Annotated in this window: 21 protein-coding genes; 18 read left to right on the forward strand and 3 right to left on the reverse strand. The window is 60.6% G+C overall.

Translation table 11 applies throughout. The features are described 5' to 3' along the window. Nucleotides 1–78 precede the first annotated feature (78 nt). The 15 genes from HP062_RS26755 (at nucleotide 79) to HP062_RS26825 (ending at nucleotide 16723) form a co-directional block, all read left to right on the forward strand. Entirely contained in the window at nucleotides 79–801 is a 723-nt protein-coding gene (locus tag HP062_RS26755) for a tellurite resistance TerB family protein (RefSeq protein ID WP_083374935.1), read from the forward strand. A gap of 263 nt (nucleotides 802–1064) precedes the next feature. Next, a complete protein-coding gene (locus tag HP062_RS26760; RefSeq protein ID WP_010462936.1) occupies nucleotides 1065–2687 on the forward strand; it encodes a methyl-accepting chemotaxis protein in 1623 nt (540 codons plus the stop codon). After that, entirely contained in the window at nucleotides 2687–3223 is a 537-nt protein-coding gene (locus tag HP062_RS26765; RefSeq protein WP_172792316.1) for a chemotaxis protein CheW, read from the forward strand. The genes HP062_RS26760 and HP062_RS26765 overlap by 1 nt, the downstream gene beginning before the upstream one ends. Beyond that, nucleotides 3220–4479, forward strand: a complete 1260-nt coding sequence (locus tag HP062_RS26770) for a protein-glutamate O-methyltransferase CheR (protein WP_172792317.1) — start codon at nucleotides 3220–3222, stop codon at nucleotides 4477–4479. Before HP062_RS26765 ends, HP062_RS26770 begins: the two co-directional genes overlap by 4 nt. Beyond that, on the forward strand, nucleotides 4476–5159 hold the full coding sequence (locus HP062_RS26775; RefSeq protein ID WP_010462930.1) for a chemotaxis protein CheW: 684 nt from the start codon (nucleotides 4476–4478) through the stop codon (nucleotides 5157–5159). Before HP062_RS26770 ends, HP062_RS26775 begins: the two co-directional genes overlap by 4 nt. After that, on the forward strand, nucleotides 5156–7456 hold the full coding sequence (locus HP062_RS26780; RefSeq protein ID WP_172792318.1) for a hybrid sensor histidine kinase/response regulator: 2301 nt from the start codon (nucleotides 5156–5158) through the stop codon (nucleotides 7454–7456). The genes HP062_RS26775 and HP062_RS26780 overlap by 4 nt, the downstream gene beginning before the upstream one ends. After that, the gene (locus HP062_RS26785; protein WP_172792319.1) at nucleotides 7453–8463 is read left to right on the forward strand and encodes a chemotaxis response regulator protein-glutamate methylesterase; all 1011 of its coding nucleotides are present in this window, start codon (nucleotides 7453–7455) and stop codon (nucleotides 8461–8463) included. Before HP062_RS26780 ends, HP062_RS26785 begins: the two co-directional genes overlap by 4 nt. Before the next feature lie 48 nt (nucleotides 8464–8511). Further along, nucleotides 8512–9513 (forward strand): diguanylate cyclase domain-containing protein, encoded by a 1002-nt coding sequence (locus tag HP062_RS26790; RefSeq protein WP_010462924.1) that lies wholly within the window; start codon nucleotides 8512–8514, stop codon nucleotides 9511–9513. Nucleotides 9514–9784: 271 nt separating this feature from the next. Further along, nucleotides 9785–10879, forward strand: coding sequence for a peptide chain release factor 2 (gene prfB, locus HP062_RS26795; RefSeq protein ID WP_172792320.1), 1095 nt, complete (start codon nucleotides 9785–9787; stop codon nucleotides 10877–10879). Between the two features lie 101 nt (nucleotides 10880–10980). After that, nucleotides 10981–12483: a lysine--tRNA ligase gene (gene lysS, locus HP062_RS26800; RefSeq protein ID WP_010462916.1), complete on the forward strand. Its 1503-nt coding sequence runs from the start codon at nucleotides 10981–10983 to the stop codon at nucleotides 12481–12483. Between the two features lie 102 nt (nucleotides 12484–12585). Next, entirely contained in the window at nucleotides 12586–13302 is a 717-nt protein-coding gene (locus HP062_RS26805) for a TetR/AcrR family transcriptional regulator (protein WP_172792321.1), read from the forward strand. Nucleotides 13303–13459: 157 nt separating this feature from the next. Continuing rightward, nucleotides 13460–14020, forward strand: coding sequence for a hypothetical protein (locus HP062_RS26810; protein ID WP_010462911.1), 561 nt, complete (start codon nucleotides 13460–13462; stop codon nucleotides 14018–14020). Between the two features lie 36 nt (nucleotides 14021–14056). Continuing rightward, on the forward strand, nucleotides 14057–15334 hold the full coding sequence (locus HP062_RS26815; protein ID WP_010462909.1) for a flavohemoglobin expression-modulating QEGLA motif protein: 1278 nt from the start codon (nucleotides 14057–14059) through the stop codon (nucleotides 15332–15334). Between the two features lie 148 nt (nucleotides 15335–15482). Further along, nucleotides 15483–16397, forward strand: coding sequence for an alpha/beta hydrolase (locus tag HP062_RS26820; protein ID WP_154503267.1), 915 nt, complete (start codon nucleotides 15483–15485; stop codon nucleotides 16395–16397). Continuing rightward, nucleotides 16394–16723, forward strand: coding sequence for a hypothetical protein (locus HP062_RS26825; protein ID WP_010462905.1), 330 nt, complete (start codon nucleotides 16394–16396; stop codon nucleotides 16721–16723). The genes HP062_RS26820 and HP062_RS26825 overlap by 4 nt, the downstream gene beginning before the upstream one ends. 195 nt (nucleotides 16724–16918) lie before the next feature. Here HP062_RS26825 and HP062_RS26830 read toward each other — a convergent pair whose 3' ends face one another. The 3 genes from HP062_RS26830 to HP062_RS26840 form a co-directional block, all read right to left on the reverse strand. Then, complete coding sequence (locus HP062_RS26830) at nucleotides 16919–17707, reverse strand: OmpA family protein (protein ID WP_172792322.1); 789 nt, start codon at nucleotides 17705–17707, stop codon at nucleotides 16919–16921. Between the two features lie 55 nt (nucleotides 17708–17762). Then, nucleotides 17763–18176: a DUF4398 domain-containing protein gene (locus tag HP062_RS26835; RefSeq protein WP_010462902.1), complete on the reverse strand. Its 414-nt coding sequence runs from the start codon at nucleotides 18174–18176 to the stop codon at nucleotides 17763–17765. A 376-nt stretch (nucleotides 18177–18552) separates the two neighbouring features. Next, entirely contained in the window at nucleotides 18553–18897 is a 345-nt protein-coding gene (locus HP062_RS26840) for a hypothetical protein (protein ID WP_010462899.1), read from the reverse strand. Between the two features lie 214 nt (nucleotides 18898–19111). Between HP062_RS26840 and ppc the strand changes: the two genes are divergently transcribed. From ppc to tsaB, 3 genes are all read left to right on the forward strand, one after another. Next, on the forward strand, nucleotides 19112–21742 hold the full coding sequence (gene ppc / locus HP062_RS26845; RefSeq protein ID WP_077748312.1) for a phosphoenolpyruvate carboxylase: 2631 nt from the start codon (nucleotides 19112–19114) through the stop codon (nucleotides 21740–21742). A gap of 289 nt (nucleotides 21743–22031) precedes the next feature. Then, a complete protein-coding gene (adk, locus tag HP062_RS26850; RefSeq protein ID WP_010462894.1) occupies nucleotides 22032–22679 on the forward strand; it encodes an adenylate kinase in 648 nt (215 codons plus the stop codon). Nucleotides 22680–22772: 93 nt separating this feature from the next. Further along, nucleotides 22773–23447: a tRNA (adenosine(37)-N6)-threonylcarbamoyltransferase complex dimerization subunit type 1 TsaB gene (gene tsaB / locus HP062_RS26855; RefSeq protein WP_010462892.1), complete on the forward strand. Its 675-nt coding sequence runs from the start codon at nucleotides 22773–22775 to the stop codon at nucleotides 23445–23447. Nucleotides 23448–23593: the final 146 nt, after the last annotated feature.

Genomic DNA, 23593 nt, shown 5'->3' on the forward strand with positions numbered 1-23593 from the left:
GTCCCCGGTCGCCGGGCACTTTCGTTCTAGGCTGGTGGCCTTATGTGTCCGGTTAACCCCTTTCGTGGAGGCGGCAAAATGAATACGCGTGGATTGCTCGATCAACTACTCAAGTCCGGTCAGGACCTGATGCAGAACAAGGCCGGCGCAAATCAAAACAAGTCGTCCAGCGGTGGATTGGGCGGATTGCTCGGTGGCAGCGGTGGTTCGGGCGGCCTCGGCGGTTTGCTCTCAGGCGCGGGCGGTGGTGCCTTGGCGGCTGGTGCCATGGGCCTGTTGCTCGGCAGCAAAAAGGCCCGCAATGTCGGCGGCAAAGTCGCCATCTACGGTGGTCTCGCGGCGCTCGGCGTGATTGCCTACAAGGCTTACGGCAACTGGCAGGCCCAGCAGGGCACCGCGCCGAAGACAGAGCCGCAGACGCTCGACCGCCTGCCACCTGCGCAAGTCGAGTTGCACAGCCAGGCGATTCTCAAGGCATTGGTGGCTGCGGCCAAAGCCGATGGCCACGTTGATGATCGCGAGCGTGCATTGATCGAAGGCGAATTCACCAAGCTCGACAACGATCAGGAATTGCAGCAGTGGCTGCATGCCGAACTCAGCAAGCCGCTCGACCCGACGGAAGTCGCCCGCGCGGCCAGCACGCCGGAAATGGCGGCTGAGATGTACATCGCCAGCGTGATGCTGGTGGATGAGGAGAGCTTCATGGAGAAGTCCTACCTGGATGAACTGGCACGGCAGTTGAAGCTGGAGCCGGGATTGAAGGCGGAGCTGGAAAAGCAGGTGCGGCAGGCTTCCCTTTAATTGCGCAGTCAGGTCAGTTAAACCGTGTCATCGTTTTTCGCGAGCAGGCTCGCTCCCACAAAGGACCGCGTTCGATTGATCAACCCGGTCAATGGAGCGAGCCTGCTTGCGAAGGCGTTTGCTTCTCTCATCCCGTGATCCATTCACCGCACGCGCCTGCCAATTCGCTTTCATCGCGACGAAATAGAAGCATGACACCCGTCTTATAAATGAAACACCCTCAGCTATACTCCCCGGCATTTGAATCGCCCGAGGATTGACCCGTGAAGAACTGGACGTTGCGCCAACGCATCTTGGCGAGCTTTGCGGTGATTATCGCCATCATGTTGTTGATGGTGGTTGTCTCCTATTCGCGGCTCTTGAAGATTGAGGTCAGCGAAGCCAGTGTGCGTGAGGACGCGTTGCCCGGGTTGTATTACAGCTCGATGGTTCGCAGTGCCTGGGTCGACACGTACCTTCGAACCCAGGAGATGCTCGGTTTGAAAGAGGGGCAGGGTTTCAGCGCAGAAGAAGCCGACAGCTTCAAAAGCTTCGAAGCTCATCTGCAGGAGCAAATGAAGAACTACCAGGCCACCGTCACCACGGATGAAGACAAGGTCGAATACGCCGTTTTTGAAAAACTCCATGCCGATTACAACAAGGTCCTGGCCGCTGTGCTCGACTTGCACAAGCGCAATCAGGGAGCCGACGCGATCAAACTGTTCAACGAGCAACTGACCCCGGCCTGGACCGCAGGTCGCATGAAGCTCAATGACATCATCCGCGAAAACAAAGCGGTCGCCGACCAGGACATCGCGGCCATTGATGACGCCGTGATCACCGCGAAAGTCATCATGGGCATTTCCCTGTTGGTCGCGGTATTGGCCGCCGGCCTCTGCGGTTTGCTGTTAATGCGCGCGATCATGGCGCCGATGAACCGGATTGTGCAGATCCTCGAAATCATGCGCACTGGTGATCTCAGCGGCCGTCTGAACCTGGAACGCAAAGACGAATTCGGGGCCGTGGAAACCGGCTTCAACGACATGATGACCGAACTCACCTCGCTCGTGTCCCAGGCCCAACGCTCCTCCGTCCAGGTCACCACGTCGGTGACCGAAATCGCCGCCACCTCCAAGCAACAACAAGCCACCGCCACCGAAACCGCCGCCACCACCACCGAAATCGGCGCGACGTCCCGCGAAATCGCGGCCACCTCCCGTGATCTGGTGCGCACCATGACCGAAGTCTCCACCGCCGCCGACCAGGCCTCGGTCGCGGCCGGGTCCGGGCAGCAAGGCCTGGCGCGCATGGAGGAGACCATGCACTCGGTGATGGGCGCGGCCGATCTGGTCAACGCCAAACTGGCGATCCTCAACGAGAAGGCCGGCAACATTAACCAGGTGGTGGTGACCATCGTCAAAGTCGCCGATCAGACTAATCTGCTGTCTCTGAATGCCGCGATCGAAGCCGAAAAGGCGGGTGAATACGGGCGCGGGTTTGCCGTGGTCGCCACCGAAGTGCGGCGTCTGGCGGACCAGACCGCCGTGGCCACGTATGACATCGAGCAAATGGTCCGTGAAATCCAGTCGGCGGTGTCAGCCGGGGTCATGGGCATGGACAAGTTCTCTGAAGAAGTGCGGCGCGGCATGTCCGAAGTGCAACAGGTCGGCGAGCAGTTGTCGCAGATCATCCACCAGGTTCAGGCGCTGGCGCCGCGGGTGTTGATGGTCAACGAAGGCATGCAGGCGCAGGCCACCGGTGCCGAACAGATCAATCACGCGCTGGTGCAGTTGGGGGATGCCAGCAGCCAGACCGTCGAGTCCCTGCGCCAGGCCAGTTTCGCCATTGACGAGCTGAGCCAGGTGGCCGTCGGGCTGCGGGGCGGCGTCTCGCGATTCAAAGTCTGATGAGCGAACTCGCGGCCAAACACAGCACGGTGATGCCGGCCAGACAGGCGTTGTTTCTGCTGTTTCGGATCGGCAACGAGCGTTATGCCTTGCAGGCGCGCGAGGTAGCCGAGGTGCTGCCGCGTCTGCCATTGAAGCCGATTGCCAAGGCGCCTGACTGGGTCGCCGGGGTGTTTGCCTATCGCGGCGCGGTGGTGCCGGTGATCGACCTCAGCGCGCTGACCTTTGGCGAACCGGCGCAATCGCGCACCAGCACACGGCTTGTGCTGGTGCACTATTGGCCGGACGAGCAGACGCCTTCACAGTTGCTCGGACTGATTCTTGAGCAGGCCACCGACACCTTGCGTTGCAATCCGGCGGAATTTAAGCCCTATGGCCTGGACAATCGCCAGGCGCCGTACCTGGGGCCGGTCCGTGAAGATGCCCAAGGCTTGCTGCAATGGGTGCGGGTGGCCGATCTGCTCGATGAGCAGGTGCGCGCGCTGCTGTTTCCTTCGCCACCGCTGGCCACAGCGCTGCTTGAGGACCGGTCATGAGCAGCGATCAGCGGTTCTTCGATTTCCTCAAGGAACGCATCGGCCTCGACGTGACGTCGGTGGGGCCGGCAATCATCGAGCGCGCGGTGCGCCAGCGCAGCTCCGCCTCCAGGGTGCTGACGGCCGACGAGTATTGGCACACATTGCAAGGTTCGCAGGACGAACAGCAGGCGTTGATCGAAGCGGTGATCGTTCCCGAGACCTGGTTCTTCCGCTACCCGGAATCCTTCGCAACCCTGGCGAAACTGGCCATCCAGCGTTTGGCCGACATCAATTACATGCGCGCGCTGCGGATTCTCAGTCTGCCGTGCTCCACGGGCGAGGAGCCGTACTCCATCGCCATGGCCTTGCTCGATGCCGGACTCAAGCCGCATCAGTTCAAGGTCGAAGGCATGGACGTCAGCCCGCTGTCGGTGGAAAAAGCCAAGCGTGCGCTGTACGGCAAGAATTCGTTTCGTGGCCAGGACATCGAATTTCGCGAGCGACATTTCAGCGCCGAAGAAGACGGCTACCGCCTCAACGAGCGAGTGCTTGAACAGGTGCGTTTGCAAGTCGGCAATCTGCTGGATCCGGCGCTGCTGGCCAGCGAGCCACCCTATGATTTTGTGTTCTGCCGCAACCTGCTGATCTATTTCGATCTGCCTACCCAGCAACAAGTCTTCGAAGTGCTCAAGCGCCTGACCCATGTCGACGGCGTGCTGTTTATCGGCCCGGCCGAAGGCAGTTTGCTCGGTCGATTCGGCATGCGCTCGATTGGCATCCCGCAGTCGTTTGCCTTCAGTCGTCAGAGTGCGCCCGAGCCTCTGCCTGTCTTTGTTCCGACACCGCTTCCAGTGCGTCAGCCGGTGCGTAGCGTGACTCCGCCGCCCGTGCGCCATCGTCCGTTCGCAACGCTCACACCGCCGGCCGTCACGCCAAAAGCTTCGGACGCTGCCGCCTTGCTGGCCAACATCGCTGCCCTCGCCAACGAAGGCAAAAGTGCCGAAGCCCGCGCCGCCTGTGAAGGTTATTTGCGCAGCCACGAGCCTGTGGCCCAGGTGTTTTATTGGCTGGGACTGCTCAGCGATGTCGCTGGTCGAGCCCTCGAAGCCCAGGGATTTTATCGCAAGGCCCTGTACCTCGAACCTCAACATCCCGACGCGTTGATGCACCTGGCAGCCTTGCTGCAATCCCAGGGCGACACGGCGGGTGCGAAAAGATTGCAGGACCGCGCCGCCCGCAGCGAACGCGCCGCCGACAGTGAGCGTAAACGATGAACGCCTCCGACACTTTGAACCTCACCCATAAAGATGCCCAGGCCATCGATGATTGCTGGAACCGCATCGGAATCCACGGCGACAAGTCCTGCCCGCTGCTGATCGAACACATTCACTGCCGCAACTGCGCGGTGTATTCCGCCGCGGCCACGCGCTTGCTCGACCGCTACGCCTTGCAACAGGACGATCGCGAGCAGGTCTCGGTGGCGGTGGAAATCGACGTGAAAACCCGCTCGCTGCTGATGTTTCGACTTGGCGAAGAATGGCTGGGCCTGGCCACTCGCAGCCTGGTCGAAGTGGCACCGCTGCAAGCGATTCATTCGTTGCCGCACCAGCGCTCTCGGGCCTTGCTCGGCGTGGCGAATGTGCGCGGTGCGTTGGTGGCGTGCCTGTCGCTGGTGGAACTGCTCGGTCTCGATGGCACTGCCAGCGTGACGTCAGGCGCGCGCGTGATGCCGAGGATGCTGATCATCGCCGCCCACGGCGGGCCAGTGGTGGTGCCGGTGGACGAAGTGGACGGGATTCACGCCATCGACGAACGCATTCTCGAGGCCGCCTCGCAGTCCGGCACCCAAGCCAGCGCCAGATACACCCGGGGCGTGTTGCAATTCAAGGGTCGCAGCCTGCGTTGGCTGGATGAAGAACAGCTATTGTCCGCCGTGACCCGGAGCCTCACATGACCCCCGAGCAACTGCGCGACGCCTCGTTGCTGGAGCTGTTCAGCCTCGAAGCCGAAGCCCAGACCCAGGTGCTGAGCGCAGGTCTTCTGGCGCTGGAACGCGATCCGACCCAGGCCGATCACCTCGAATCGTGCATGCGCGCGGCTCACTCGCTCAAAGGCGCGGCGCGGATTGTCGGGGTTGATGCCGGCGTCAGCGTCGCCCATGTGATGGAAGATTGCCTGGTCAGCGCGCAGGAAGGGCGCCTGTACCTGCGGCCCGAGCACATTGACGCCTTGCTGCAAGGCACTGATTTGCTGATGCGCATTGCGACGCCGAGTAACAATCCCGAATCGGCGGATATCGAGGCCTATGTGGCACTGATGGCGCGGTTGCTGGATCCAAATGCGCTGGCCGCGCCGATCAGCACGCCGATCGCCCCGTTCATGACCGAGTCCGAGTCCGAGCCGGAGCCTGAAGCACTCGCGCCCAAAGTCGAGGAACTGATTCCGGTCGCCGAACCGCCACCCGTCGAACCGCCGAGAAAGCTCCGGCGCACCACTGAAAATGGCGAACGCGTGTTGCGCGTCACGGCCGAACGCCTGAACAGCCTGCTCGATCTGTCGAGCAAGTCCCTGGTGGAAACCCAGCGACTCAAGCCGCACCTGGCCACGATGCAACGCCTCAAGCGCATGCAGAACAATGGCCTGCGGGCGCTGGAAAACCTCAACGTCCACCTCAAGGAACATGCCTTGAGCCTCGAAGCTCAGGAGGCCCTGGGCGATGCCCGGCGGCTGCTGGCCGAAGCGCAGCAATTGCTGGTGGAAAAAAACGCCGAACTGGACGAGTTTGCCTGGCAGGCCAGTCAGCGGGCGCAGGTCTTGTACGACACTGCACTGGCCTGTCGCATGCGGCCGTTTGCCGACGTGTTGAGCGGGCAAGTGCGCATGGTCCGCGACCTCGGTCGCAGCCTCGGTAAACAGGTGCGACTGGAGATCGAGGGCGAGAAAACCCAGGTCGATCGCGACGTCCTGGAAAAGCTCGAAGCGCCGCTGACGCATTTGCTGCGCAACGCTGTCGATCACGGCATCGAATCCCCCGAGCAGCGTTTGCTCGCCGGCAAGCCTGAAGAAGGGCTGATTCGTCTGCGCGCCTCTCATCAAGCCGGTCTGCTGGTGCTGGAATTGAGCGATGACGGTCACGGCGTCGATCTGGAAAAGGTCCGTCGCAGCATCATCGCGCGGCAATTATCCCCGGCTGAAACTGCCGCGCAGCTCAGTGAAGAAGAGTTGCTGACGTTCCTGTTCCTGCCGGGTTTCAGCCTGCGCGACACGGTCACGCAAGTGTCCGGGCGCGGTGTCGGCCTGGACGCGGTTCAGCACATGGTCCGTCAGTTACGCGGCGCGGTGGTGCTGGAGCAGACCGCAGGCGAGGGCAGCCGCTTTCATCTCGAAGTGCCGCTGACGCTGTCGGTGGTGCGCAGTCTGGTGGTGGAAGTCGGTGACGAGGCGTATGCGTTCCCGCTGGCGCACATCGAGCGCATGTGCGACCTGGAGCCGGCGGACATTGTTCAGGTCGAAGGGCGCCAGCACTTTTGGTACGAAGGCCGGCATGTCGGGCTGGTCGCTGCCAGTCAGCTGTTGCAGCGTCCGACGGGTGCGAGCAGTCAGCAAACCCTGAAAGTCGTGGTGATCCGCGAGCGCGAGGCGATTTACGGGGTGGCGGTCGAGCGGTTTATCGGCGAGCGGACATTGGTCGTATTGCCGCTGGACGAACGTCTGGGCAAGGTGCAGGACATTTCCGCCGGGGCCTTGCTCGACGACGGGTCGGTCGTGCTGATCGTCGACGTCGAAGACATGCTGCGCTCGGTGGACAAGCTGCTCAACACCGGGCGTCTGGAGCGGATTGCCCGTCAGAGCAGCCAGGCCGTCGAAGCGGCCCGCAAACGGATTCTGGTGGTCGACGATTCGTTGACCGTTCGCGAGTTGCAGCGCAAGTTGCTGCTCAATCGCGGCTACGACGTGGCCGTAGCGATCGACGGTATGGATGGCTGGAACGCCCTGCGTTCGGAGGATTTCGATCTGCTGATCACCGACATTGATATGCCGCGCATGGACGGTATCGAACTGGTGTCTTTACTGCGCCAGGATAATCGCCTGCAATCGCTGCCGGTTATGGTGGTGTCCTATAAAGACCGCGAAGAAGACCGTCGTCGTGGACTGGACGCCGGAGCCGACTATTATCTAGCCAAAGCCAGTTTTCATGACGACGCCCTGCTTGATGCAGTGGTTGAGCTCATCGGAGGAGCGCGGGCATGAAAATAGCGATCGTCAACGACATGCCCATGGCGGTTGAGGCCCTGCGCCGCGCCCTGGCATTCGAACCGGCGCATGAAGTGGTCTGGGTCGCCGGCAATGGCGCGGAGGCGGTGCAGCGTTGCGCCGAAAATACCCCGGACCTGATCCTGATGGACCTGATCATGCCAGTGATGGACGGTGTCGAGGCCACCCGGCGGATCATGGCCGACACTCCCTGCGCCATCGTCATTGTCACGGTTGACCGTCAGCAGAACGTGCACCGGGTGTTCGAGGCCATGGGCCACGGTGCGCTGGACGTGGTCGACACCCCGGCCCTCGGTGTCGGCAATGCCCAGGAGGCCGCGGCGCCGTTGTTGCGCAAGATCATGAACATCGGCTGGCTGATTGGTGACAAGGGCAATCGTGAGCGATCGGCCCCCAGCCCGCTGCGTAGCTCGGCCTCGCGCCAGCGCCTGATTGCGATCGGCTCGTCAGCAGGCGGACCAGCGGCGCTGGAAGTCTTGCTGAAAGGGCTGCCACGGGATTTTTCCGCCGCGATCGTGCTGGTGCAACATGTTGACCAGGTGTTCGCCGCCGGCATGGCCGAATGGCTCAGCAGCGCCAGCGGCCTGAAGGTGCGCCTGGCTCAGGAAGGCGAGCCTCCTTTGGCCGGCACAGTGTTGCTGGCGGGCACCAACCACCATATTCGCTTGCTGAAAAACGGCACGCTGGCCTATACCGCCGAACCGGTCAACGAGATCTATCGGCCCTCGATCGACGTGTTTTTCGAGAGCGTGGCCAGTTACTGGAATGGCGATGCCGTGGGCGTATTGCTCACCGGCATGGGACGCGACGGCGCGCAGGGGCTTAAACTCATGCGCCAACAGGGCTACCTGACCATCGCGCAGGACCAACAAAGCAGTGCGGTTTACGGAATGCCGAAAGCGGCAGCGGCCATCGACGCCGCCGTGGAAGTTCGCCCACTGGACAAGATAGCGCCACGATTGCTGGAGATTTTCCAAAAATGAAGACTTTTCGCAGCAATCCTGGCCCAAGCAGTATTCAGGTGACCGCACATGACTGACCTACAGCTCGACGACTTCAAGACCGACGAAAACGCCGCCATGGTGTTGCTGGTGGACGATCAGGCGATGATCGGCGAGGCGGTGCGCCGCGGGTTGTCGAATGAAGACAATATCGACTTCCACTTCTGCGCCGACCCACACCAAGCCATTGCGCAGGCGATCCGCATCAAGCCAACGGTGATCCTGCAGGATCTGGTGATGCCCGGGCTGGACGGCCTGAGCCTGGTACGTGAGTACCGTAATCATCCAGCGACGAAGAACATTCCGATCATTGTCCTGTCGACCAAGGAAGACCCGCTGATCAAGAGCGCGGCGTTCGCGGCCGGGGCCAATGATTACCTGGTCAAGCTGCCGGACAACATCGAGCTGGTGGCGCGAATTCGCTACCACTCGCGGTCCTACATGACGCTGTTGCAGCGCGATGCGGCCTACCGCGCGTTGCGGGTCAGCCAGCAGCAGTTGCTCGACACCAACCTGGTGTTGCAGCGGTTGATGAACTCCGACGGCTTGACCGGGCTCTCGAACCGCCGGCACTTCGACGAATACCTGGAGCTGGAATGGCGCCGCTCCCTGCGTGATCAGAGCCAGCTGTCGCTGCTGATGATCGATGTCGACTACTTCAAGTCCTACAACGACAGCTTTGGCCACCTCGAAGGCGATGAAGCCCTGCGTAAAGTCGCGACCGCGATTCGCGACGCGAGCGCCCGGCCCTCGGACCTGCCAGCCCGTTACGGCGGGGAAGAGTTCGCCTTGGTGTTGCCCAACACCACGCCGGGCGGGGCGCGGCTGGTGGCGGAAAAACTCCGCCTCACCGTGGAAGCGCTGAAGATTCCGCACATTGTCCCCAGCGAAGGCTCTGGCCTGACCATCAGCATCGGCCTGTCGACCATGATCCCGCAGCCGGGCAGCGATTGCCGGCAACTGATCTCGGCGGCGGACAAGGGGCTTTACCTGGCGAAGAACAATGGGCGCAATCAGGTGGGCATCGAGTAGCGGACGACCGAAATTGCGAATATTGATCTCTTGGATGGCAAATACCCCCAGTGGCGAGGGCGCTTGCCCCGCTGGGCCACGAAGCGGCCCCTCTTCTGCGCAAAAAGAAGGGGACTGCTGCGCAGTACAACGGGAGCAAGCTGCCTCGCCACAGATTACTCGGCGTCCGCTTTAATCATTCGCCCCTAAAGCCGCCAGGCGGGCTGCCGTGACAGCTTGATTACGTTATACTCGCCGGCTTTCAAAAGTTCGCCAACGAGTGCTGCCCGCCATGGAAATCAACCCGATCCTTAACAGTATCAAGGACCTGTCCGAGCGCTCCGAAACTATTCGGGGTATCTTTGACTACGATCAAAAGCATGAGCGTCTGACTGAAGTCAATCGCGAGCTTGAAGATCCGAGTGTCTGGAACAACCCGTCGTACGCTCAGGAGCTGGGCCGCGAGCGGTCGCTGCTGGCTCAGATCGTCGAAACCCTCGACGAAATGCACAGTGGTCTGGCCGATGCCAAAGACCTGCTGCTGATGTCCGCCGAAGAAGAAGACCAGGCCGCCGTCGATGACCTCGCTGCCGAAGTCGAGCGCCTGCGCGAGTCCCTGGAAAAACTTGAATTCCGTCGCATGTTCAGCGGTGAGATGGACGCCAACAACGCCTACCTGGACATCCAGGCCGGCTCCGGCGGTACCGAGGCTCAGGACTGGGCCAACATCCTGCTGCGCATGTACCTGCGTTGGGCTGATAAACGCGGTTTCGACGCGACCATCATGGAGCTGTCGGCCGGTGAAGTCGCCGGTATCAAAGGCGCTACCGTTCACATCAAGGGCGAATACGCCTTTGGCTGGCTGCGTACCGAAATCGGCGTGCACCGTCTGGTGCGCAAGAGCCCGTTCGACTCCGGCAACCGTCGTCACACCTCGTTCTCGGCCGTGTTCGTGTCGCCGGAAATCGATGACAACATCGAAATCGACATCAACCCGTCGGACCTGCGCATCGACACCTACCGCTCCTCCGGTGCCGGTGGTCAGCACGTAAACACCACCGACTCGGCCGTACGTATCACCCACGTACCGACCAACACCGTGGTCAGCTGCCAGAACGAACGCTCCCAGCACGCCAACAAAGACACCGCGATGAAAATGTTGCGGGCGCGCTTGTACGAGCAGGAAGTGCAGAAACGCAACGCCGCCTCCCAGGCCCTGGAAGACACCAAGTCGGACATCGGCTGGGGTCACCAGATTCGCTCTTACGTGCTCGATGCGTCGCGAATCAAGGATTTGCGCACTAACATCGAACGCAGTGACTGCGACAAGGTGCTCGACGGCGATATCGACGAATACCTGGTGGCGAGCCTGAAACAAGGGCTTTAACGCACGCCCTGCGGGGGTCAATACGACCCTGTAGGAGCGAGGCTTGCCCGCGAACCCCGGCGAATGCCGGGGGCAACGAACCTGATGGAATATTTAAAGACATGAGCGACCTACAACTCGACCCGCAAGCCCTGCAACAGGAAGAAAACTCCCTGATCGCCCTGCGCAAGGAAAAGCTTGCTGCCGAGCGCGCCAAGGGCAATGCCTTCCCCAACGACTTCCGCCGCGACAACTACTGCGAAGACTTGCAGAAACAGTACGCGGACAAGACCAAGGAAGAGCTGGCAGAGGCTGCAATCCCGGTCAAGGTTGCCGGTCGCATCATGCTCAACCGTGGCTCGTTCATGGTGATCCAGGACATGACCGGGCGCATCCAGGTCTACGTCAACCGTAAGACCCTGTCCGAAGACACCCTGGCCGCTGTGAAGACCTGGGACATGGGCGACATCATCGCAGCCGTTGGTACCCTGGCCCGTTCCGGCAAGGGCGACCTGTACGTTGAAATGACCGAAGTGCGCTTGCTGACCAAGTCGCTGCGCCCACTGCCGGACAAGCACCACGGCCTGACCGACACCGAACAGCGCTACCGTCAGCGTTACGTTGACCTGATCGTCAACGAAGAAGTGCGCCAGACGTTCCGCGTTCGTTCCCAAGTGATCGCGCACATCCGCAGCTTCCTGATGAAGCGTGACTTCCTCGAAGTCGAAACGCCGATGCTGCAAACCATCCCGGGTGGCGCAGCAGCCAAGCCGTTCGAGACGCACCACAACGCGCTGGACCTGGAAATGTTCCTGCGTATCGCGCCTGAGCTGTACCTCAAGCGTCTGGTGGTTGGCGGTTTCGAGAAAGTATTCGAGATCAACCGCAACTTCCGTAACGAAGGCGTTTCGACGCGTCACAACCCTGAATTCACCATGTTGGAGTTCTACCAGGCGTACGCCGACTACGAAGACAACATGGACCTGACCGAAGAACTGTTCCGCGAACTCGCGCAACTGGTCCTGGGCAGCACCGACGTGCCGTATGGCGACAAAGTGTTCCACTTCGGCGAACCGTTCGTGCGTCTGTCGGTGTTCGACTCGATCCTCAAGTACAACCCCGAGCTGACCGCTGACGACCTGACGGACATCGAGAAGGCTCGCGCCATCGCCAAGAAGGCCGGCGCCAAGGTGCTGGGCTTCGAAGGTCTGGGCAAGTTGCAGGTGATGATTTTCGAAGAACTGGTCGAGCACAAGCTGGAGCAGCCGCACTTCATCACTCAGTACCCGTTCGAAGTGTCGCCGCTGGCCCGTCGTAACGACGACAACCCAAGCGTCACCGACCGTTTTGAACTGTTCATCGGCGGCCGTGAAATCGCCAACGCCTACTCCGAGTTGAACGACGCGGAAGACCAGGCCGAGCGCTTCATGGCGCAGGTGGCCGACAAGGACGCGGGCGACGACGAAGCCATGCACTACGACGCCGACTTCGTTCGCGCGCTGGAGTACGGCATGCCGCCAACGGCCGGTGAAGGGATCGGTATCGATCGTCTGGTGATGTTGTTGACCAACTCACCGTCGATCCGCGACGTGATCCTGTTCCCGCACATGCGGCCACAAGCGTAAGTGTTTCAATAAAAAAGCCGCCTATAACAGGCGGCTTTTTATTGCCTGTCTGGTACAAACGTATCAAATGGTTACTTTTGAAGTAAGAGAGGAATACCTGTCGTGAACCGTGCAATTGCTCAAGAAGGTGCAGCGGGCGTCGCCACTGCGGTCGCTGAAAGCGTTCAGTACCAGGGCCGCAAGGCCAGCCGACAGGGCAGCGAGCAGCGTCGACAGGACATTCTCGATGCGGCGATGCGCATTGTCGTGCGCGATGGCGTGCGGGCCGTGCGTCACCGAGCGGTAGCGGCCGAAGCCGGTGTGCCGCTGTCGGCCACCACTTATTACTTCAAGGATATCGATGACTTGCTCACCGATACCTTCGCCCAGTACGTGGAACGCAGCGCCGCGTTCATGGCCAAGTTGTGGATCAATAACGAGGGCCTGCTGCGCGAGATGGTGGTCAGCGGCGACGGCAGCCCCGAGTCGCGCTCGCAGCTGGCGGACGACATTGCGCGGTTGATGTCGGACTACGTTCACCGGCAACTGATCAACCGTCGCGAGCACTTGATGGCCCAACAGGCGTTCCGCCAGGAAGCGCTGCTGAACCCGCGCCTTGCTGAGCTGGTACGGTCACATCAGCAGATTCTGCTCCAGGGCACATGCCAGCTTTTCCAGGTATTGGGTTCGCGCGAACCACAACAGGATGCCAAAGTGTTGACGGCGATTATCGGACGGATGGAATATCAGGGCCTGCTCAACGACGCCGAGCCTGTCGCCGAAGCCGAAATGCTCGGCATCCTGACCCGCTACATGCATTTGGTATTGGCGTCGGTGTAATTCCTGCGGGGCACTCGACCCTGTAGGAGCAAGGCTCGCCCGCGAAGGCGGTATAACATTCAACCTATGTGTTGACTGACACAACGCCTTCGCGGGCAAAACTCGCTCCTGCAAGGTCGGTGACCATTCGGGGCTGTGTGTTCATAGGGAGTGTTGAATGAAAGCCTGGCGTGTCGTTGTGATCGCCTTGTCGTTCCTGCTGCTCAGTGGCTGTCTGGTGACCTTCAGGGACCCACTGCCCGCCAGCGACCCCGCGCCCAAAGGTCTGCTCGGCAAATGGACCAGCACCAACGCCTGGGGCGAGCCGATGAACCTGGAGCTGACCCGTCTGGGCGACAGTCGTTACCAGGCGGTCAGCTACCTCAAGGCCAAACCCAAAGAGCGCGAGGCCTACCCCTTTACGGTGTCGCGCCATGGCAGCCGCTGGTACCTGTCGGCGAAGGTGCCGGCGCAGTTCGGCGGGCATTTCATCATCGCCGGGTTTGAACTGACCGATAAGCACGAATTGGTGGTCTACAACCTCGATCTCGAACAGATCAATCAAGCCCTCGGACAAAAAGTCCTGAGCGGTGAAGGTTTCCAGACCGATGATGGCGACGGCGTATTGATCAACAGCAGCATGGATCAGGTCTTTGCCTACCTGGATGACCCGGCCAATTCCGATGTCTTCGTCGAGGCCGTGCGCTATCAGCGCCTGGCCAAAGCCAACGTTAAATAAAGCCAGCACCTAACGGTTTTTCTACAGGAGTTTCGGGTGGACGATTACCAGCAGACGATACGCATTTTGTCCGATCGCATTGTGCTGGCGCAGACGCCGATTCGCGTCCTCGATGCGGTCAAGTGGGACGACAGCATCCGCAAGGGGTTCCTCAAGGCCAAGGGCAAGGAAATGCCCGCTGTAGATCGCGATTATTACCTCAATCGGCCGCTCTCGTTCGATTCCAGCAAAGTGAAGCTGGAGTTCCAGAACATCGAGCGTGACATCACCCGTCAGCTCGGCCAGTTCAACCCGGTCGGCCAAATCATGCGGCGCATGTGCAAGGAATACCGGATGGTGGTGCGCATGCTCGAAGCGCGCGGCACCGAAGATTTCGGCCTGATTTCCCAGGAGTTGTACGGCGCTGCGTCCGACGCGTTTCATGCCGGTGACCCGACCCTGTCCGACCTCGGCCTGATGCTCTCCGATTACCTGAACAACATCGATGGCCGGGGTGACCTGAAGGACGAGCCGAAAATCCTCACCGCCAAGGATGCCGTGCATTTGTTGCAAACCCGGCTGAGCAAAGTGTTTGGCGAGGCCGAAGAGACCATTCGGGTGTTCGAGTCCGACGGCATTGTCGCCGATGCGGCGGCCGGCGCCGACTACATCAAGATTCGCACCGACGCGATGTTCAACGAACGTGACGTGCGCGCCCTGGAAGTTCATGAAGGGCTGGTCCACGTCGGCACCACGCTCAACGGGCTGAACCAGCCGATCTGCACCTTCCTGTCCAAAGGCCCGCCGTCGTCGACGGTGACCCAGGAAGGGCTGGCGATCCTGATGGAAATCATCACCTTCGCGTCGTACCCGAGCCGCCTGCGCAAACTGACCAACCGCACCCGGGCCATTCACATGGTGGAGGAGGGCGCGGACTTCTTGCAGGTCTTCGAATTCTTCCGCGAGCAAGGCTTCGAAATGGCCGAAAGCTACGGCAATGCCAGCCGGGTGTTCCGTGGTTCGATACCGACCGGCCTGCCCTTTACCAAAGACTTGTCCTACCTCAAGGGCTTTATCATGGTTTACAACTACATTCAGTTGGCCGTGCGTAAGGGCAAGCTTGAACAGATTCCACTGCTGTTTTGCGGCAAGACCACGCTGGAAGACATGCGTACCTTGCGTCAGTTGGTGGACGAAGGGCTGGTGGTGCCGCCGAAGTATTTGCCGGATCAGTTCCGCGACCTGAACGCACTGTCGGCGTGGATGTGCTTCTCCAACTTCCTCAACCACCTGAGCCTGGACCGGATAGAAGCGGATTACTCCAACATTCTCTAACGATCACGAAATCCCCTGTGGGAGTGAGCCTGCTCGCGATAGCGGCCGAACATTCAACATTGATGTTGTCTGACACACCGCCTTCGCGAGCAGGCTCACTCCTACAGGGCAATGTGTTTCAACTCCAATTCTTGCGAGGTTTCAACGGATGAGAATCCTCGGCATCCTTTGCCTTCTCCTGACCTTGAGCGGTTGCAGCTCCCTGCTGTTCTACCCTGAGCCGGGCCAACTGTTCACCCCGGAAAAAGCCAAGCTCGACTACCGCGAAGTGACCCTGACCACCGCCGATGGCCTCAGGCTGAACGCCTGGTGGCTGCCGGCGAAAAAAGGTGTCGAGGTCAAGGGCACGGTGCTGCATCTGCACGGCAATGGCGGCAATCTGCCGATGCATCTGGGCGGCAGTTGGTGGTTGCCGGAGGAAGGCTATCAAGTGCTGTTGATCGATTATCGCGGTTACGGGTTGTCCGAAGGCGAACCGAGTCTGCCGGCGATATATCAGGACATCGACGCCGCGTTCAAGTGGCTCGACCAGGCACCGGAAGTCAAAGGCAAGCCGTTGATCCTGCTGGGCCAGAGCCTCGGCGGTTCCATGGCGGTTCACTACCTGGTCCAACATCCCGAACGGCAGAAACAACTCAAGGCTTTCGTCCTCGACGGCGTGCCCGCCAGTTATCGCAGCATCGGCCGGTTCGCCCTGAGCAATTCCTGGCTGACCTGGGCGTTCCAGGTGCCGCTCTCGTGGCTGGTGCCGGACGGTGACAGCGCGATTAACTCCATGGCGCAGCTCAACGACGTACCGAAACTGATCTACCACAGCATCGACGATCCGATCGTGCCCCTTTCCAACGGCATCCGTCTGTATCAAGCTGCGCCGCCGCCACGCGTGCTGCAATTGACCCGCGGTGGCCATGTGCAGACATTTGCCGACCCGGTCTGGCGCAAGGTCATGCTGCGTTATCTCGACGACCCGCAGCATTTCAACGGCCTGCGCCGCTTGGGTGAAATCCCCAACTACCCGGCACCCCCGAATTCAGAAGATGAACCATCAGAGAGTCCGCAATGAGTGAAGAACGTAACGCCATCCCGCTGATCATCACCGGTATCTGCAGCATCCTCGGCACGGTGGGTGCCCTGTGGTTCTACGGCTACCTGCACTTCGCCAAACCGGAAGATGCGCTGCTGCTCAGCGACTTCACCATGATCAAGACCGTGCCGGGAGAGGACTACAAAGTCTCCCTGGAGCCTGCCTCGCAAGTGGCCCAGTGCATCGATGGCGTGCTGGTGATGTTTGACACTGAACAGAAAGGCCTGACGGGCGTCTTGGTCAACAACAAGAAAAAAGCCGTGCGCTGCATGGGCGAAGAAACTCCGCAGAAGCTGGAGCAGTAACCCGGTCCTGCATTCACTGAAGATCCTTGTAGGAGTGAGCCTGCTCGCGATAGCGGTTTAGCATTCAACACTTCTGTTGTCTGACACACCGCTATCGCGAGCAGGCTCACTCCTACAAGGGGTGTGTGAACTGCGGACATAAAAAGCCCCGCCTGATCGACTCAGGCGGGGCTTTTGTGTTTCAGCGGGTGAAGCTTAGTTCGAGCTGATCGCCGAACGCGGCATCACGGGCTGGTTGTCGTTGGAAATGGTCACTTCCACACGACGGTTCATCGCACGACCCGAGGTGCTGGTGTTTTCCGCAACCGGGTATTCCTTGCCATAACCCTGCGCAACGACGCGCGCTGGATCAACGCCCATCTTCACCAGCGCCATGCGCACGGAACCGGCACGACGCTCGGACAGCGACTGGTTATGCGAAGCCGTACCGGTGCTGTCGGTGTAGCCTTCGACGATCACTTTGCGATCAGGGTTTTCCTGAAGGAACTGCGCCAGTTTGTTGATGTTCACCAGACCGCTGGATTTCAGGTCGGCACGGTCAGTGGCGAACAGCACGTCACCGAAAGTCACCAGCGTACCGCGATCGGTCTGCTTGGCGTTGAGGCTGTCTTGCAGCTGCTTGATCTGCTGATCGCGAGCGTCGAGGCGGGCCTGGGCACGTTGCGCCGAAGCATTTTTCAGGTTGGCTTCAGCGGTGCGCAGGGCGATGGTTTGCTTCGCCACTTCAACACGCTGGTTGGTCAGGTAAGCCAGTTGGTCGACCTCGTTCGGGTCTTTCTTGTCCATATAGGCCTTGTCGGCCTTGTCCAGGTAATCGCTGGCGTCTTTGGTTTCCAGTGCCGCCACTTTGCTGGCTTGCGGGTTGGCTTGCAGGCCGCTGTAGTTGGTGCGGGCCTGTTCCAGGTTCGCGTTAGGCGGCGTGGAGCAGGCAGCCAGTGCAACGCTTGCGGCCAGGAGAGCGGGGATCATCAATTGTGTACGCATAATAATTCGTCCTTTCTATCGATAAGAGCTTCAAGTCTGGTGTCGGGATGCGCGCTTACTGCACGGTGCGCTGGCTTTCCTGACGCAGTTCCTGAACCCCTTTCTGAGAGTCCTTCACAGCTTGTTCGGCTTTCATCGCCTGAGCTTTGCGTTCGGCTACGCGAGCGTCCCACTCAGCCTGCTCGGCCAGCACTTTGGCCTCGGCATACTTTTTGTCGTGCATGGCGATTTCGGCTTGCTTGAGCTTGTCCTGCGCGGACTTCATTTCCACGGCGGCGAACTCGGTGCCGCCGGCGCTGACGGCGCCATTCACAGCCGATTGGGTCACGGCGAATTGCTCGGTCGGCGGATTGCCAGCACAACCGGCCAGTACGAAGCTGCTGCCGATTGCCAGGGCAGCCAGTTTCAGACTGCGCAGGTGGGTGAACGAGGATTTGGCAGTTCGGGTCTTCATGGTCTTCAACTCCATTGGTGTAACTCCTGAAAAACTTAAAATCCATGCTGGGCAAGGAGCCGTAACCGTCAATTTCCGGGGGTGTTTTGAAACGGCCGTCCCAGGCGTGGTTAATGGCTGTGACCCGAGGGGTTTTTCAAAAGTTCAGAGAAGATGGCCTATCGCCCGAAAATACTTTGACCGAACGGACAAGGCTCTAAATCGGGAACTTTGGCGATGTGCAGCGGTATGCCCGACCTTTTCAAGGCTCGGGAACACGCGATTATCGAAGGGATACGCAGGCTAAATGTAGGAGCGAGCCTGCTCGCTAGCGGTGTATCAGCCAACAGAAATGTTGAATGTTCAACCGCATTCGCGAGCAGGCTCGCTCCCACAGGGTTCGGCGGGGGGATCAGTGTTTCTGCTTGTCATCGCTTGATGACAAATCGTGCAAATGACGCCGTGACAACGCGAGAAAACGCGGGGTCGGGCCGATGTCTTCGTACAGCGGATCACCTTCTTCATCGGTGGCGACCACGGTCGATCCCTTCACGTATGGAAAGCTCTTTTCGAGCTCTTCCAGCGCGGCGCCGATCAGTTCGCCAAGCAGTTCTTCGGGTTGGCGTTTGGGATACATCTCGGTAATCGCCGCCAGCCGTGCGGCCGCTTCCATGTCCAGATGAATCCTGTAACCGGTGTCGGTCAGGCGACCCTTGGCGTTTTCTTCCCAATGCTGGGCAAGTTCGCGGATTTTCATAAAAACCTCATTTCGCTCCTGCTCGTGGCAGGCGTGTGAGTGTCCGCCAGTGGCCGGCGGCAAGCCGTTGTACGGCTTACTCTTCAGACTAGCTCGTACCCATAAGGTTTACCGCCCCTTCGTCGTCTGCTTGTAAGAAGCGCTTTAGAGCGGCACTCTCTGTTAACAGAGCATGGCATTCATAGACACCCGGATTTTCGCTGGAGAACTGCTGATGACCGATATTGATGCACGCTTGCGCGAGGACGTTCACCTGTTGGGTGAGCTGTTGGGCAACACCATTCGTGAACAGTACGGGGACGGCTTTCTCGACAAGATCGAGCAGATCCGCAAGGGCGCCAAAGCCGACCGTCGCGGTTCGATGGACGCCGAGCTGAGCGCCAGCCTCAACCAATTGAGCGAAGACGAGTTGTTGCCGGTGGCGCGGGCGTTCAACCAGTTTCTCAACCTGGCCAATATCGCCGAGCAGTATCAGTTGATTCACCGCCGGGAAGAGTCGCAACCGGCGCCGTTTGAAGCACGGGTGTTGCCGGAACTGCTCGCGCGCCTGCGTGCCGAGGGACATAGCGCCGAATCCCTGGCCCGGCAACTGGGACGGCTTGAAATCGAGCTGGTCCTCACCGCGCACCCGACCGAAGTGGCGCGCCGCACGCTGATCCAGAAGTACGACGCCATCGCCGCGCAACTGGCCGCACAGGATCATCGCGACCTGACGACAGCCGAACGCGAGCAGATCCAGGCGAAGTTGCAGCGCCTGATCGCCGAAGCCTGGCACACCGAAGAAATCCGCCGCACCCGCCCGACGCCAGTCGACGAAGCCAAATGGGGTTTCGCGGTGATCGAGCATTCGTTGTGGCAGGCGATCCCCAACTACATGCGCAAGGCCGATAAAGCCCTGCACGCCGCCACCGGCCTGCATCTGCCGCTGGAAAGCGCGCCGATTCGCTTTGCCTCGTGGATGGGGGGCGACCGTGACGGCAACCCGAACGTGACGGCCGCCGTGACCCGCGAGGTGTTGCTGCTGGCGCGCTGGATGGCTGCGGATTTGTACGTGCGCGACATCGATCACCTCGCCGCTGAACTGTCGATGCAACAGGCCAGCGATGCACTGAAAGCCAAGGCAGGGGACAGCGCCGAACCTTATCGCGCGGTGCTTAAGCAGTTGCGTGAACGTCTGCGGGCGACGCGTAATTGGGCGCATGCCTCTTTGACGGCCACCACCCCGGCACCGGCTGATGTGCTGCAAAACAACCGCGACCTGCTGGATCCGCTGGAGTTGTGTTACCACTCCTTGCACGAGTGCGGCATGGGCGTGATCGCTGACGGTCCATTGCTCGATTGCCTGCGTCGGGCGGTGACCTTCGGGCTGTTCCTGGTGCGGCTCGATGTGCGCCAGGATTCGTCCCGTCACACGGCGGCGATGACTGAAATTACCGACTACCTCGGCCTCGGTCGCTACGAAGACTGGAGCGAGGAAGAGCGCATCGCCTTCCTGGTGCGTGAGCAGAACAATCGGCGGCCGTTGCTGCCAGCGTACTTCAAGCCGTCGGCCGACACCGCCGAAGTGCTGGCGACGTGCCGGGAAATTGCTGCCGCCCCGGGGGCCTCGCTCGGCTCTTATGTGATCTCCATGGCCGGTGCCGCTTCCGACGTGCTCGCCGTGCAACTGTTGCTCAAAGAGTCCGGCGTATTGCGGCCGATGCGCGTGGTGCCCTTGTTCGAAACCCTCGCCGACCTCGACAACGCCGGCCCTGTGATTGAAAAGCTGTTGCTGCTGCCGGGCTATCGCTCGCGCTTGCAAGGGCCACAGGAAGTGATGATCGGCTATTCCGACTCGGCCAAGGACGCAGGCACCACCGCCGCGGCCTGGGCGCAGTATCGGGCGCAGGAGCGTTTGGTCGACATCTGCCGCGAGCAGCAAGTCGAGCTGCTGTTGTTCCACGGTCGCGGCGGCACCGTGGGGCGCGGTGGTGGTCCGGCGCATGCGGCGATTCTGTCGCAGCCACCCGGTTCAGTGGCGGGGCGTTTCCGCACCACCGAGCAGGGGGAAATGATTCGTTTCAAATTCGGCCTGCCGGACATCGCAGAGCAGAACCTCAATCTGTACTTGGCGGCGGTGCTGGAAGCGACACTGTTGCCACCGCCGCCACCGGAACCGGCGTGGCGCCATTTGATGGACGAATTGGCCGCCGACGGCGTCAAGGCTTACCGCGCCGTGGTGCGGGAAAATCCGCAGTTCGTCGAGTACTTCCGCCAATCCACCCCGGAGCAGGAGTTGGGTCGCTTGCCGTTGGGCAGCCGCCCGGCCAAGCGCCGCGCCGGCGGGATTGAAAGCCTGCGCGCCATTCCATGGATCTTCGGCTGGACCCAGACGCGCCTGATGTTGCCGGCCTGGCTCGGCTGGGAAGCGGCGCTGAGCAAGGCGTTGGAACGTGGCGAGGGCGAGTTGCTGGGGCAGATGCGCGAACAGTGGCCGTTTTTCCGTACACGCATCGACATGCTGGAAATGGTCCTGGCTAAAGCGGACGCTGACATCGCCCGATCCTACGATGAGCGTCTGGTCGAGCCTGATTTGCTCCCTTTGGGTGCGCATTTACGCGACCTATTGTCGCAGGCGTGCGCTGTGGTCCTCGGGTTGACCGGTCAGTCTCAGCTACTGGCACATAGCCCAGACACCCTCGAATTCATCCGCTTGCGCAACACCTATCTCGACCCGCTTCATCTATTGCAGGCCGAACTGTTGGCGCGTTCGCGGCAACAGGAAGTGGCGCAGGGCAGCCCGGTAGAACAGGCGCTGCTGGTGTCTGTGGCGGGGATTGCTGCCGGTTTGCGAAATACCGGCTAAGGTTTTCGTCGTGGGGGGAAGGCACCCGGCGCGAGCTTCGGGTGCCGGTGGACAAGGGGCTGAAAAGGTCTGACAAGCGACAGTTAATGACGGGGTTGCGACTAGGAGTACCCCGTCCCAAGGTCACGCAAGGCGCGGGTTTCTCCGACTTTCGGCGGCTTGTGTGGTCCGGGCCTGCTGTGTATCTTGATCAGCCTTTGGCCGTTTGGGCGGTCACGACCCTGTTTTTGAGATTGGCCCCACGAGGCGAATCCGTTGTTATCTATATAAAAAATTGAGGAGCACATCGATGCGCGTCATTCTGCTGGGAGCTCCCGGGGCCGGTAAAGGTACTCAGGCTAAGTTCATCACCGAAAAGTTCGGCATCCCGCAAATCTCCACCGGCGACATGCTGCGTGCCGCTGTCAAGGCTGGCACCGAGCTGGGCCTGATCGCCAAGAGCGTCATGGACAGCGGTGGCCTTGTGTCCGATGACCTGATCATCAATCTGGTCAAGGAACGCATCAGCCAGGCCGATTGCGCCAACGGTTTCCTGTTTGACGGTTTCCCGCGCACCATTCCCCAGGCTGAAGCCCTGGTGAAAGCCGGCGTCGAGCTGGATCACGTGGTCGAGATCGACGTCAAGGACGAGGACATCGTCCAGCGTATCGCCGGTCGTCGCGTGCATGAGGCTTCAGGTCGCGTGTACCACATCGTCTACAACCCGCCGAAAATTGCCGGTAAGGACGACATCACTGGCGAAGAGCTGGTACAGCGCAAAGACGATACCGAAGAAACCGTGCGTCATCGTCTCTCCGTCTACCACGCTCAGACCGAGCCTTTGGTGAAGTTTTACCAGGAGCTGTCCACCGCTCAAGGCAAACCGAAGTACAGCCACATCGAAGGTGTTGGCTCGGTTGAAGCGATCACCGGCAAGGTGCTTGAAGCGCTGAACTGAAAAGTCTGAATCGCTTCATCTTCTACGGCCCGCTTGCGGGCCGTAGTTGTTTATACTGGCGCACTTTTTCTGACCTCTCTTACGGAAACATCGATGAGCACCTTGCTGGCCCTGGACACCGCGACTGAAGCTTGCTCCGTTGCCTTGCTGCATGACGGCAAGGTCACGAGCCATTACGAGGTGATCCCGCGCCTGCATGCGCAAAAGCTGTTGCCGATGATCCAGCAGTTGCTCGCCGACGCCGGGACCACCCTGCAAGCGGTTGATGCCATCGCCTTCGGTCGTGGCCCGGGCGCATTCACCGGCGTGCGGATCGCCATTGGTGTGGTGCAGGGCCTGGCGTTTGCGCTGGATCGCCCGGTGTTGCCGGTCTCCAACCTGGCGGTACTGGCACAACGGGCTTATCGCGAACACGGCGTCAGCCAGGTCGCAGCCGCCATCGATGCGCGCATGGATGAGGTGTATTGGGGGTGCTACCGCGAAACGGCAGGGGAGATGCGCCTGGTCGGCAATGAAGCGGTGTTGGCGCCGGAAGTGGCCGCATTGCCGGCTGATGCCAGCGGTGAATGGTTCGGCGCCGGCACGGGCTGGGGGTATGCCGAGCGCATCGCTGTCAATCTGAGTGGGCAGGATGCAGGCATGCTGCCGCACGCCGAAGACCTGCTGACGCTGGCGCGGTTTGCCTGGGCGCGTGGAGAGGCAATCGTGGCGGACGAGGCTCAGCCGGTTTATCTGCGCGACAAAGTGGCGACGCCGAAAGCGCGTTGATCCCAATGCTGTTGTGGCGAGGGAGCTTGCTCCCGTTGGGTTGCGAAGCGACCCCAGGATTCCATCAGCAACACCGAGTCGGCAGGTTTTGCGACGGCTGCGCAGCCGAACGGGGGCACGCTCCCTCACCACAATGAACATTCCAA

Source organism: Pseudomonas sp. B14-6 (genome assembly GCF_013260315.1).
GTDB classification, from domain to species: domain Bacteria; phylum Pseudomonadota; class Gammaproteobacteria; order Pseudomonadales; family Pseudomonadaceae; genus Aquipseudomonas; species Aquipseudomonas mandelii.

Excerpts from the sequence above, each read along its gene's own strand:
- HP062_RS26790 (WP_010462924.1), top strand. The coding sequence starts at position 8,512 with ATGACTGACCTACAGCTCGACGACTTCAAGACCGACGAAAACGCCGCC.
- HP062_RS26810 (WP_010462911.1), top strand. The coding sequence starts at position 13,460 with ATGAAAGCCTGGCGTGTCGTTGTGATCGCCTTGTCGTTCCTGCTGCTC.
- HP062_RS26785 (WP_172792319.1), top strand. The coding sequence starts at position 7,453 with ATGAAAATAGCGATCGTCAACGACATGCCCATGGCGGTTGAGGCCCTG.
- HP062_RS26755 (WP_083374935.1), top strand. The coding sequence starts at position 79 with ATGAATACGCGTGGATTGCTCGATCAACTACTCAAGTCCGGTCAGGAC.
- HP062_RS26835 (WP_010462902.1), bottom strand. The coding sequence starts at position 18,176 with ATGGAGTTGAAGACCATGAAGACCCGAACTGCCAAATCCTCGTTCACC.
- tsaB (WP_010462892.1), top strand. The coding sequence starts at position 22,773 with ATGAGCACCTTGCTGGCCCTGGACACCGCGACTGAAGCTTGCTCCGTT.
- HP062_RS26825 (WP_010462905.1), top strand. The coding sequence starts at position 16,394 with ATGAGTGAAGAACGTAACGCCATCCCGCTGATCATCACCGGTATCTGC.
- ppc (WP_077748312.1), top strand. The coding sequence starts at position 19,112 with ATGACCGATATTGATGCACGCTTGCGCGAGGACGTTCACCTGTTGGGT.
- adk (WP_010462894.1), top strand. The coding sequence starts at position 22,032 with ATGCGCGTCATTCTGCTGGGAGCTCCCGGGGCCGGTAAAGGTACTCAG.
- HP062_RS26775 (WP_010462930.1), top strand. The coding sequence starts at position 4,476 with ATGAACGCCTCCGACACTTTGAACCTCACCCATAAAGATGCCCAGGCC.
- HP062_RS26830 (WP_172792322.1), bottom strand. The coding sequence starts at position 17,707 with ATGCGTACACAATTGATGATCCCCGCTCTCCTGGCCGCAAGCGTTGCA.
- HP062_RS26765 (WP_172792316.1), top strand. The coding sequence starts at position 2,687 with ATGAGCGAACTCGCGGCCAAACACAGCACGGTGATGCCGGCCAGACAG.
- HP062_RS26770 (WP_172792317.1), top strand. The coding sequence starts at position 3,220 with ATGAGCAGCGATCAGCGGTTCTTCGATTTCCTCAAGGAACGCATCGGC.
- prfB (WP_172792320.1), top strand. The coding sequence starts at position 9,785 with ATGGAAATCAACCCGATCCTTAACAGTATCAAGGACCTGTCCGAGCGC.
- HP062_RS26780 (WP_172792318.1), top strand. The coding sequence starts at position 5,156 with ATGACCCCCGAGCAACTGCGCGACGCCTCGTTGCTGGAGCTGTTCAGC.
- HP062_RS26840 (WP_010462899.1), bottom strand. The coding sequence starts at position 18,897 with ATGAAAATCCGCGAACTTGCCCAGCATTGGGAAGAAAACGCCAAGGGT.
- lysS (WP_010462916.1), top strand. The coding sequence starts at position 10,981 with ATGAGCGACCTACAACTCGACCCGCAAGCCCTGCAACAGGAAGAAAAC.
- HP062_RS26820 (WP_154503267.1), top strand. The coding sequence starts at position 15,483 with ATGAGAATCCTCGGCATCCTTTGCCTTCTCCTGACCTTGAGCGGTTGC.